Genomic DNA, 11,192 nt, shown 5'->3' on the forward strand with positions numbered 1-11,192 from the left:
GGGGAAGGGGGAAGGGGGAAGGGGGAAGTTTGTGCTTGACAAATGATAGAAAAGTCACATCATTTCACTATTCACTATTCACTATTCACTATTCACTATTCACTATTCACTATTCACTATTCACTATTCACTATTCACTATTCACAACTCTCGTTCACGTTTTTACATCTCAAATAGTCTCTAAACAATCATCCCTATGCAAACATTTAATTGGCCCGTTCGGATTTATTACGAGGATACCGATGCCGGAGGCGTCGTTTTCTATGCGAATTATTTGAAGTTTTTCGAGCGGGCACGAACCGAAATGCTGCGCTCAATGGGGTTCGAGCAAGATCGCTTGATCGACGAGCAAGGAATTATTTTCGTTGTACGCTCGGTTCAGATCGATTATTTAATGCCCGCGCGCTTCAACGAGCAAATAAATGTCAGCGCCATAGTGACTTTAGCTAAAAAAGCCAGTCTAATATTCGAGCAAACCATTACCCGGGGAAGCGATGTGTTATGTACCGGAACGGTGCGTATCGCTTGCTTGGATTCCAAAAACATGAGGCCAAAAGCCATACCTGACATTTTATTAGAGCCATTACATAATGAATGCTGATTTATCCTTGTTTCATTTAATTAAAGAAGCCAGTTTTATTGTTCAACTGGTGATGTTGATCTTAGTTGTCGCGTCAGTTGTTTCTTGGACTTATATTTTTTCGAAAACTAGAGAACTTGCTAAAGCGGCCGATATTGCGGATGAATTTGAAGAGGAATTTTGGTCGGGTGTCGAGCTTAGCGATCTATATAAAAGATTGACCGATGCCGATTTCGAACCGGAAGGCATCGAGAAAATTTTTCTGGCGGGTTACCGAGAGTATTCAAGGATGCGGCAAAAAGCCGGTATCGATCCTGAGGTTCAAGTCGAAAATGCGCAGCGCGCGATGAAGATCGAGTTAAACCGGGAGCTGGAACGACTCGACGAACATTTGCCTTTTTTGGCGACGGTCGGATCGATTAGCCCGTATGTCGGTTTGTTCGGAACGGTTTGGGGGATCATGAATTCATTTCGTTCATTGGGTAATGTGCAACAAGCAACCTTGGCTCAAGTCGCTCCGGGCATCGCCGAGGCATTGATAGCCACAGCAATGGGGCTGTTTGCCGCTATTCCTGCTGTAATTGCCTACAACCGTTTTGCTAGTCGTTTGGATCGTTTGATCGGGCGGTATGAACTCTTTATCGATGAATTTGTCGTTTTATTGCAAAGGCAGGCGCACAGTCAATGAGCAGTAGACAATCAGGCCGCAGAAAGCCTAAAGCCGAGATCAATGTCGTTCCTTACATTGACGTAACTTTGGTGTTGTTGATTATTTTCATGGTGACTGCGCCGATGCTTCAGACCGGGGTCGAAGTTGACTTGCCTCAAGCAGACACCGAGACTGCCGAGCAGCAGAACGATCCGCCGGTAATCGTGTCTATCGATCGCGAAGGGCGTTTTTATGTGGATATGGCAGGACAGGAAAGTCAGGAGATGGGGGCTGATGAAATGACAGCCACGGTTGCCGATGTGCTTAGGGATAAACCGACAATACAAGTATTTATTCGAGGTGATAAGTTTGTTGATTATGGCAAGGTTATCAGTGCGATGGCGGCCTTAAAAAATGCGGGAGTACCTAAAGTAGGATTAATGACACAGCCATATCAGCATTAAATACGTATGATTAGTAAACGTAAATTAACCGGGCCTTTTATCCTGGCCCTGACTCTGCACGTTCTGCTTCTTAGCGTATTTATGCTCAGCTTCGATTCGAAATCTCCAGTGTTTGAGACAGGCCCCGCGCCCGAGATTATTGAAGCGATGGTGATCGATGAGTCGTTGATTCAGGCTGAGGCGGAGCGACTGAAGACACAGCAAAATAAGCTACTCGAGTCGCAACGCCAAATGGAAGAAGCTAAACGGCAAGAAGACGAAAAGCTTAAGCAGCAACAATTGGTCGAGCAGCAAAAAAAAATGGCTGCCGAACAACTAAAGGCCGAACAATTGGCTGCAGAGAAGCGTAAAGCGGAAGAAGTAGCCAAACAAAAGGCCGAAGCCGAACGTGTCGCGGCCGAGAAACGTAAAGCCGATGAAGCGGCCAAGCAAAAAGCAGCGGCCGATAAACTCAAGGCCGAACAATTGGCTGCAGAGAAGCGTAAGGCGGAAGAAGCAGCCAAACAAAAAGCCGAAGCCGAACGTGTAGCGGCCGAGAAACGCAAGGCCGAGGAAACGGCCAAGCAAAAAGCAGCCGCCGATAAACTCAAGGCTGAACAATTGGCCGCCGAGAAGCGTAAAGCCGAGGAAACGGCCAAGCAAAAAGCAGCGGCCGATAAACTCAAGGCCGAACAATTGGCTGCAGAGAAGCGCAAGGCGGAAGAAGCCGCCAAACAAAAAGCCGAAGCCGAACGTGTGGCTGCCGAGAAACGTAAAGCCGATGAAGCGGCCAAGCAAAAGGCAGCATCGGAAAAAGTAAAGGCCGAACAATTGGCCGCAGAGAAGCGCAAGGCGGAAGAAGCCGCCAAACAAAAGGCCGAAGCCGAGCGTATCGCGGCCGAGAAACGTAAAGCCGATGAAGCGGCCAAGCAAAAGGCAGCATCGGAAAAAGTAAAGGCTGAACAATTGGCCGCAGAGAAGCGCAAGGCGGAAGAAGCCGCCAAACAAAAGGCCGAAGCCGAACGTGTGGCGGCCGAGAAACGTAAAGCCGAGGAAGCGGCGAAACAAAAGGCGGCAGCGGAAAAACTAAAAGCCGAACAATTAGCTGCAGAGAAGCGCAAGGCTGAGGAAGCCGCCAAGCAAAAAGCCGAAGCCGATCGTTTAGCCGCTGAAAAGCGTAAGGCCGAAGAGGCAGCGAAAAGAGCCGCCGAAGAAAAACGAAAAGCTGAGGAAGCTGCGGCCGAAAAGCGCCGGCAAGAAGAATTGGCGAGGCAAAAAGCCGAAGCAGAAAAGCGAGAGGCCGAGCGGTTATCGGAATTGGCTAGACAACAAGCAGAAAAATTGCGACAAGAAGATGAGGCTAGAAAGCAGGCTGCAGCCGCAGCCGAAGAAGCTAGAAAACAAGCCGAAGCTAAGCGTCAGCAAGAATTAAGCGACGCTAAAAATAAAGCGATAGCGGAGATTAGAAATAAAGTTGAAAGAAGTTGGATTCGACCGGTTTCGTCGCAAGGACAATTAAAATGTACGATCCGAGTCAATTTACTTTCGGATGGCTCGGTAATGGATGCGTCGGTTGTGTCAAGTAGTGGCGATCCAGCATTCGATCGTTCGGCTGAAAATGCGGTTAAAAAGGCATCGCCATTAACATTTCCCAGAGAGCTCTATGCATCGTTTAAAAGCTTTACGTTCGTGTTTTGCCCGGGATGTTGAAAACTCTAATTTAAACGATTGAAAACAGCGATGGGGCAACCATCCAAATGATTACAGGTATTAAGAGGTAAACGTGTTTTATTTGATAAAAAATTTTACGCTTTTCAGTTTCATCGCGTTGTACGCATCGCTTAGCCAAGCTGAATTAACTATTCAAATCACTAAAGGTTCGGAAAAAGCGATGCCGATCGCGATAGTGCCGTTTGGCGGGCAAGCGGGGCAGACAGCCATTCCGGTCGATATCGCCGAGGTTGTTGATAACGATTTGAATCGTAGCGGTTATTTCAACACCTTGCCGCGCAAGGATATGTTGACGAAGCCGACAACACCGGAAGAAGTGCGTTTCCGTAATTGGCAGGTATTGGGTCAAGACTATTTGGTGATCGGTCAAGTCATACCGGAAGGTGGAAGGTATAATATCAATTTCCAATTGTTCGATGTTTATAAAAACGAACAAATGCTGGGTTATCGGATGACGGTTCCGAGCAACGAACTGCGAAAATCGGCGCATCACATTAGCGATCTGATTTTTGAAAAGCTGATCGGTAAGAAAGGCGACTTTAGCGGACGTATTGCCTATGTTACGGTCAACAAAGAGCCGAACGGAAGGAAAAAATATAATTTGGAAGTGGCTGATGCCGATGGCTATGGGCCTAGGACGGTAGCAGCTTCCTATGAGCCGGTTATGTCGCCGGCGTGGTCCCCCGATGGAAGGATGCTTGCTTACGTATCTTTTGAAAGCAAGGCGTCAGCGATTTATGTGCAGGTACTGGCAACCGGTAAACGGACCCGAGTGGCCTATTTTCCCGGCATCAACGGCGCGCCGGCCTGGTCGCCGGACGGTTCTAAGTTGGCGTTGACGCTATCGAAAGATGGCAGTCCCGATATATTTACACTGGATTTATCCTCGCGCTCGCTGACTAAATTGTCTACCGGCTATTCGATCGATACCGAGCCTGTATGGTCGCCTGACGGCAAGCATATCGTATTTACGTCCGACCGCGGAGGTAAGCCGCAACTGTATATGATGCCGGCTCGCGGAGGTCAGGTAAAACGATTGACTTTCGATGGCGCATATAATGCCGGTGCGTCGTTCTCAAGCGACGGTAGTAGTTTGGCAATGGTTCATGGCAACAAAGGCGATTATCGCATAGCGGTGATGGATATGGGGTCGAGAACAATTAACGTGTTAACTGGAGGGCCTTTGGACGATGCGCCGAGTTTTTCGCCGAACGGTACCAAAATACTCTATGCGACGAAACAGGGGGGTAGAACGGTTTTATCGGTCGTATCCATCGATGGTAGAATGCAACAAAAATTAGTACTTAACAGCGGTGAGGTGCGTGAACCGGCCTGGTCGCCTTAGCCCGGCAAATATCGCCAACGGACAATCCGTTGGAAATTAATAAATTATTGTAATATTAGTGGCTTATATTTTTGGAGAAGCACTTAAATGAAATTGAATCAATCAGTCTTAGCGTTAGCAATTATGGCTGCATTATTAACAGGCTGTAGTTCGGATGACGAAACGGCTACCGATTTCATGGACGGAACGCAAGGCGGTACCGCCGATGCGAGTCTATCCGGTTATGGCGATGGGTCGGGAATATCCGGCTCGGAAACTTATGGCAGTGGCAGTGGCAGTGGGTACGGTAGCGGCAGTGCCGAGTATCCTAATGCGTTTTTAGGATCCGAATTCAGCGATCCTTCAAATCCGTTGTCGAAAAGCACGATTTATTTCATGTTCGACAGTAGTCAGGTTCAGCAGGATTTTATTCCGGTGATCGCCGCACACGCACAATATTTGGTGTCGCATCCAACTCGACGCTTGACTTTGGAAGGGCATGCCGATGAGCGCGGTTCATCCGAATACAATATTGCATTGGGCGAGCAAAGAGCCAAGTCGGTCGCTAGAATGATGAAAGTTCAAGGTGTATCGGAAAGCCAATTACAAATCGTTAGTTACGGTGAAGAAAAGCCGGCCGTTGACGGACATGATGAATCGGCTTATCAGCTGAATCGCCGCGTCGAATTGCTTTACCAGGGTCAATAATGAAAGTACGCCTGCTGTTATTGTTATCAATTAGCGGTAGCGTATACGCGCAAAGAATGCCGTTACCGCCGGTGGTCGATAACGCCGCTTATCCTGCTGCCGTTGCCAATGCCCCCAAGCCTTCGGCCGCTAGTACGCTCTATGAAATACTAGGCCGCGTCGAACAATTGCAAGTCGAGGTTCAGCAACTGCGTGGGCAAGTGGAAGAGCAGGCGTATACGATTACCGAGTTGAAAAAGCGTCAAAATACGATTTATTCCGATTTGGATCAGCGCCTTCAAGTCATTGAGAGTGCGGGAGTTGGCGCTCAATCCATTCCGGAAACAGTGCCTGAGCCGGAAGTGGAGCCACAGCCAGCTCCTTCCGTCGCGCCAGTTATACAGCAACCGCAAGCCATTCAAACTAAGCCGGAACCGGTAAAACCGGCAAGTATTGAGTCCGAAAAACAGCGTTATCAGCAAGCTTATGAAACGTTGAAGAATGGTCATTACAGTAACGCCATTTCCGAGTTTAAACAATTTTTGACTGATTATCCGGCGGGAGAGTATTCCGATAATGCGCAATATTGGTTAGGCGAGGCTTATAAGGTGAACCGCGAAGTCAGTTTGTCGCGCGAAGCATTCAATAAACTCATTACGAATTATCCGAATAGCCCGAAGGTGAGAGACGGCTTGTTGAAGCTTGGCTATATCGAATTAGAGCAAAATAACCTTGCCAAAGCGCGTGAATATTTTACTCGTATTACCGCAAACTATCCCGGCACGACAGCCGCTCATTTAGCGGCCAAAAAACTACAGCAGCTAAATAACAATCAGTAACCGTGTCCTCGTTAAAAATCACTGAGATATTTTACTCGTTGCAAGGCGAGTCCAATACTGTCGGCTTGCCGACGGTTTTTATTCGTTTGACCGGATGTCCGTTGAGGTGTGTCTATTGCGATACCGCCTATGCCTTTAGCGGCGGCGAAAGGATGGCGATTGATGAAATCATCAATCGCGTCAGCCAATATCGCACGAAATACATTACTGTGACTGGCGGCGAGCCTTTGGCTCAGTCCGCTTGTCTCGAGTTAATGAGCCGCTTGGCCGATTTGGGTTATCAGGTTTCGATTGAAACCAGCGGAGCACTCGATGTGTCAGGTGTCGACGATCGCGTTGTTAAAGTCATGGACTTGAAAACGCCAAGTTCAGGCGAGCTTCACAGAAATCTATTCGATAACATCGCGTATCTGAAAGCCAACGATCAGGTGAAGTTTGTGATCGGCGATGACCATGATTACCAATGGTCGAAGTCTATCATCGATCAATATAATTTAGACCAGCGCTGTGATTTATTATTTTCGCCAACGATGGGGCAGCAGGACCCAACAGAATTAGCCGAAAAAATACTGAACGATAATTTACCGGTCAGATTCCAGATTCAGTTGCATAAACTGTTGTGGAATGACGCGCAAGGACGTTAAGAATCATGCAAAAAAAAGCGGTCGTTTTATTATCCGGCGGATTGGATTCGATTACTGTATTAGCGCTTGCCAAAAGGCAAGGCTACGCCTGTTATGCACTGAGTTTCGATTACGGTCAAAGGCATAATGCCGAACTGCAAGCGGCCAAACACATAGCCGCGGAATACGGCGTCGTCGATCATAAAATTATTCATATCGGGTTAAATGATATTGGCGGCTCTGCCTTGACCGATGAGCACATCGCCGTACCCAATTCGTTGCAGCCAGGTATACCGGTTACTTATGTGCCGGCCAGAAATACGATTTTTCTATCTTTTGCATTGGGATGGGCTGAAGTTCTGAATTCGAGAGATATTTTTATCGGCGTGAATGCGATAGATTATTCCGGTTATCCCGATTGTCGGCCAGAGTTTATCAAGGCTTTTCAATCGCTTGCCGAATTGGCTACCAAGGCAGGAGTTGAAGGAGGGCATTTTTCGATACATGTCCCATTGATCGAAATGAGTAAAGCGGATATCATACGCACCGGTTCGGAATTAGGCGTCGATTACAGTCAAACCGTATCGTGCTATTCTGCGGATAAATTCGGTAATGCTTGCGGCGTTTGCGATGCCTGCAGGCTTCGCAAAGCGGGTTTCGAGTTGGCAGGAATTGAAGATCCGACTCGCTACCAAAAAAAATAAAAAAAGAGTTGCACAAAGCCGAAATATCCTTATAATAGTCAATCTTTGTTGGGTCGTTAGCTCAGCCGGTAGAGCACCGCACTTTTAATGCGATGGTCGTGCGTTCGAATCGCACACGACCCACCAACAAATTCAAGCGCTTAGGTTTATAGCCAAGTGCTTTTTTTATGTCTGAAATTACCCACTGGGTAATTCATGATGCTAATCGCAGCATCGTTACCCCTTCTACCTTGGTCAATTTCTCGACCGCATCTAATAATTCACCCACTTCGGCGGGCGAGTAGTGGACCGTGATATCTCCGTCGATATGGTGCATCAGCGCCTTCCTTGTCTCCAGAGGTACTCCGGCTAAACGCAGACGCCTAGCAAAGGTATGTCTCAGATTATGCGGTCCCGATAATACGTTGTCACCGACTGGCAATCCTGCTCTTGTCCACGCTTTTCTCCATGCCGAATTGTTCATCCGGTCAACCGGTTTGCCACGATAACCAAATACGTGGGTATTGTGTTTACCGCGTAGGTTCTCGATGACCTTTTTCGCCACACTGTTCAGCACTATCAGGTAGGTGGTTTCGTTTTTTGTGAACTCACCCGGCACCAGAAAAACCGAAGATCCAATTTCCGGTACCTTAATTTCCCAAGCCCAGCGCAATTCAGCGACGACATTATCACGAGCACCGGTATGGATTGCAAACAACGCCATTTCAGCTAAATGATCGGGCAGTTCTTTAAGCAAACGCCTTTGCTCATCTATTGAAAGCGGGTAAGGCTTGGCCGCATCTTTCCAATCCGGCATCCTTAGCAGAGGCGCAACAGAAAGCCAGGCTTGATTATCAAGGTCGCGCCAAACCCTGGATGCCAGTGTCAAAATGCGTCTTACGACCGCAAGCTCTCTAACAACCGTTGCGCTTTTAATTCCTTGTTCCCGGCGATGTTCGATGAAGGGCTGTAGAGTCCCTTGATGAATTTGATCGAGCGGTAGCGGCCCAATCCACGGATCAAGATTCGCCAAACAATCGGCATCTCTCGATAAACTGGATTTGGTTTCCTCGTTCAAATACTTAGTCGCCGCCTCTCTGAAAGTCTTTAGCTTCGGTGCCGCCGCTTGAGTTTTTGCAGTCGCTATTGCTCCGTGGTATTCCGCTTCCGCTTCACTCCACGTGCTCGCTGTAAAGCGGTGCCGAACTCGTCCGAGGCCATTGATCCGTTTGTCAACCGCGCCTTTTCCTGTTTCCTTGTCCCAGTAGAGTCCTGGAAATTTTTTTCTTGCCATGATGGTTTCTCCTTAACCCTCACGTTGCGGGTTTTATAATCATCTAAAACTGCATCGAGGTCAATTAAATCAAATCCGACACCTTGATTTCCCATTTGAATTTCAGGCAAATAGGGTCTAATCTCTCTTTCGAACACGGTTCTCCCCATGCCGCAATAATACTGAGCTTCGGTAGGTCTTAAAATGCGAGGTGGGAATCCGTATGTCATCGTCATGCATGGTTGTGTAGCGTGGTATTATTTGGCCAGAACTGTAACAATTTTAGAAGGATCGCTAACATTTGGAGAACCAGTCATTGACAATTAAGAAAACCCCGATCCTGATGTCGCTTATAGGTACGAAAAATTGGTTTTAGATAAGGAAAAATTGGTTTTAGATTCGTTTGAGCAATTTTTTACCTTTGAATTTTATCTTCGATATTTGAGGCAAAATTGCAGCAAAGATTTACGTAGAATTCAAACCCTAAAAAAACTTATTAGAAAGAAATTTATTAAATTAGATACGGTTAATAAATTATCTCAAACTAATTTATATTTTCCTGACGATCCGGGATGCATATATCCTATAGATTTGGAATTACATGATTTAGTTGACTGGACACTAAATGCACTCCAGTTTTCATACATTAGCTTAGATAGTCTGTGCATTTATTTAGGTTATGGTAGCTTGCAGTTTTCAGAGCAAGATACTAATCTTTTGTTTACACCATTTAACGAGTTAAAAGAACATGTGAAACCAAGTCAAAAAGACCTGGCATATCGCTTTTCAGATTTAACAAGTCAGCAAAATATAAAGGCTGTATTTAATTGGTGGTGTAAGCATATCGATGGAAATTATAGAGATACAAATAAATTGATAGGAAAAATTGGAACTGCCAGAATAGAAAAGAAATTAGAAGAAGACGGCACTTATAAAACTATTCATTGTTTTTCACAGGTCCCTTTTTTGTCGCCGAATGTTATTTTTTTTAGAAATGAAAATTATTGTATCTATAACTCTGATTACAATGAAATTAAGATTGATGGGGAGGAAGTAACAAACTCTATTGTGTTGAGTGTTAGAGTTGATAAGGATTTTCAAAACTTAGATGAAGTATTGGATGAATTTGTTGACCATCTTCGTGGTAGGCAAGCAATGTGGTTTTTTGACAAGTTGCAATCAGGGGATTATCCTGGTTTTGAGCTCAACGATCCAGTTCCGACCATAGGCTCAAAATTAAAGTTATCTAGCCAATACTGCCCTATATTAGACCGTTATAATTCCATAACAAAGAATCTCGTTGGGTTGATGTGCTACGATGAAGTGAAGAAGAACAAAAATGGTATAAAGAAAACCTCCATTACTAATGTTGCGGAAAAGCTTTCACATGATATTGCAGAATTCATAGATTGCGATGCCTCTGTTATTGAAAAAGATTACTATTATGTTTCAAAAAAAATAAACAATATAAATGAAGTTATAAAACTTAAGCAACACAGTAAAAAAAGTCCTGATTAGCAGTAATCGTTTAGCCCCCCATCACTAAAAAAGTAGCATCTCCCGTTAAAACATGAAAAGCTATAGGACATGACGTTGAGCGACCGAGACCTTAGCCAAATGGACACGGACTATCTGGATGATTTGCCGGAGGGTGAGTTGCGTCCATTGAGTAAGCAACTGTTGGCGGATCTCAAAGAAGCCCGAGAACGACTCAAACAATCCCCGGATACGAGTTCGCGTCCGCCGTCATCCCGGGAGCCTTGGCAATCGAATCAATCCAGCGCCGAACCGTCGGAAGAAGCGCCGGCAACGGACGACTTGTCGGCACTGGATTCGTCTGAGTCTTCGTCAGATGACTTACCTAGCCAGGACTCGGCAACACCTCCGGCGGCGACCGGTGATAGCGNAAAGCCTAAAAAAGCCGGGCGCCAAGTCGGTANCCCAGGCTATAGCCGCAACCTGACCTTACCGGTGACACGGACAATTGAGCATCGCCCGGATTGCTGCGCCGCGTGTAGGCAATCGTTTGCCGACAACACCGACTACCGACCCTGGAACGCCCGGTTCGAACTGGAGCTTGAAATCGGCAACGCCGAATCGCCGAAATTACAAATCGAACATAGCCGACATGACTACTTCTCGGCGACCTGTCCCTGCGGTCATCAAACCCTTGCCGAGCCCGGGCGAGGCGCCGACGAAGACGGCTGGAGCGTAGCCCTGAGCGAATGGCATCTGTGCGGCCCCCGGCTGGTCAGTTTTCTGGTCTATCTCTCATTGTCCCTACGGGCATCGCGCCGCAGAATCCAAGCCTATTTGCGCGATTGGCTGGGAATCTTCACCAGCACCATTACTCAATGCAT

11 protein-coding genes and 1 tRNA gene are annotated in these 11,192 nt (G+C 46.7%); 11 read left to right on the forward strand and 1 reads right to left on the reverse strand.

Annotated features, from left to right (window positions below; all coding sequences use genetic code 11):
• Positions 1 to 196: 196 nt before the first annotated feature.
• The 10 genes from ybgC to METBU_RS0121130 all read left to right on the forward strand — a co-directional run bounded on the left by ybgC (position 197) and on the right by METBU_RS0121130 (position 7,706).
• On the forward strand, positions 197 to 601 hold the full coding sequence (ybgC, locus tag METBU_RS0121085) for a tol-pal system-associated acyl-CoA thioesterase (RefSeq protein WP_017842502.1): 405 nt from the start codon (positions 197 to 199) through the stop codon (positions 599 to 601).
• Positions 591 to 1,268, forward strand: a complete 678-nt coding sequence (gene tolQ, locus METBU_RS0121090) for a protein TolQ (RefSeq protein WP_014147531.1) — start codon at positions 591 to 593, stop codon at positions 1,266 to 1,268. The genes ybgC and tolQ overlap by 11 nt, the downstream gene beginning before the upstream one ends.
• On the forward strand, positions 1,265 to 1,693 hold the full coding sequence (gene tolR, locus METBU_RS0121095) for a protein TolR (RefSeq protein ID WP_017842503.1): 429 nt from the start codon (positions 1,265 to 1,267) through the stop codon (positions 1,691 to 1,693). Before tolQ ends, tolR begins: the two co-directional genes overlap by 4 nt.
• A gap of 6 nt (positions 1,694 to 1,699) precedes the next feature.
• The gene (tolA, locus tag METBU_RS0121100) at positions 1,700 to 3,382 is read left to right on the forward strand and encodes a cell envelope integrity protein TolA (RefSeq protein WP_017842504.1); all 1,683 of its coding nucleotides are present in this window, start codon (positions 1,700 to 1,702) and stop codon (positions 3,380 to 3,382) included.
• Positions 3,383 to 3,455: 73 nt separating this feature from the next.
• Positions 3,456 to 4,748: a Tol-Pal system beta propeller repeat protein TolB gene (gene tolB, locus METBU_RS0121105; RefSeq protein ID WP_017842505.1), complete on the forward strand. Its 1,293-nt coding sequence runs from the start codon at positions 3,456 to 3,458 to the stop codon at positions 4,746 to 4,748.
• 87 nt (positions 4,749 to 4,835) lie between these two features.
• Positions 4,836 to 5,435, forward strand: coding sequence for a peptidoglycan-associated lipoprotein Pal (gene pal, locus METBU_RS0121110; protein WP_017842506.1), 600 nt, complete (start codon positions 4,836 to 4,838; stop codon positions 5,433 to 5,435).
• A complete protein-coding gene (gene ybgF, locus METBU_RS0121115) occupies positions 5,435 to 6,253 on the forward strand; it encodes a tol-pal system protein YbgF (protein WP_017842507.1) in 819 nt (272 codons plus the stop codon). Before pal ends, ybgF begins: the two co-directional genes overlap by 1 nt.
• 2 nt (positions 6,254 to 6,255) lie before the next feature.
• On the forward strand, positions 6,256 to 6,897 hold the full coding sequence (gene queE, locus METBU_RS0121120) for a 7-carboxy-7-deazaguanine synthase QueE (RefSeq protein ID WP_017842508.1): 642 nt from the start codon (positions 6,256 to 6,258) through the stop codon (positions 6,895 to 6,897).
• A 5-nt stretch (positions 6,898 to 6,902) separates the two neighbouring features.
• The gene (gene queC, locus METBU_RS0121125) at positions 6,903 to 7,580 is read left to right on the forward strand and encodes a 7-cyano-7-deazaguanine synthase QueC (protein WP_017842509.1); all 678 of its coding nucleotides are present in this window, start codon (positions 6,903 to 6,905) and stop codon (positions 7,578 to 7,580) included.
• 50 nt (positions 7,581 to 7,630) lie between these two features.
• A tRNA-Lys gene (locus tag METBU_RS0121130) sits at positions 7,631 to 7,706 on the forward strand.
• Between the two features lie 67 nt (positions 7,707 to 7,773).
• Here METBU_RS0121130 and METBU_RS24900 read toward each other — a convergent pair.
• The gene (locus METBU_RS24900; RefSeq protein ID WP_017842510.1) at positions 7,774 to 8,853 is read right to left on the reverse strand and encodes a tyrosine-type recombinase/integrase; all 1,080 of its coding nucleotides are present in this window, start codon (positions 8,851 to 8,853) and stop codon (positions 7,774 to 7,776) included.
• A gap of 345 nt (positions 8,854 to 9,198) precedes the next feature.
• Here METBU_RS24900 and METBU_RS0121145 point away from each other — a divergent pair, with 345 nt between their 5' ends.
• The gene (locus METBU_RS0121145) at positions 9,199 to 10,350 is read left to right on the forward strand and encodes a hypothetical protein (RefSeq protein WP_017842511.1); all 1,152 of its coding nucleotides are present in this window, start codon (positions 9,199 to 9,201) and stop codon (positions 10,348 to 10,350) included.
• Positions 10,351 to 11,192: the final 842 nt, after the last annotated feature.

It is taken from the genome of Methylotuvimicrobium buryatense 5G (genome assembly GCF_000341735.1).
Classification (GTDB): domain Bacteria; phylum Pseudomonadota; class Gammaproteobacteria; order Methylococcales; family Methylomonadaceae; genus Methylotuvimicrobium; species Methylotuvimicrobium buryatense.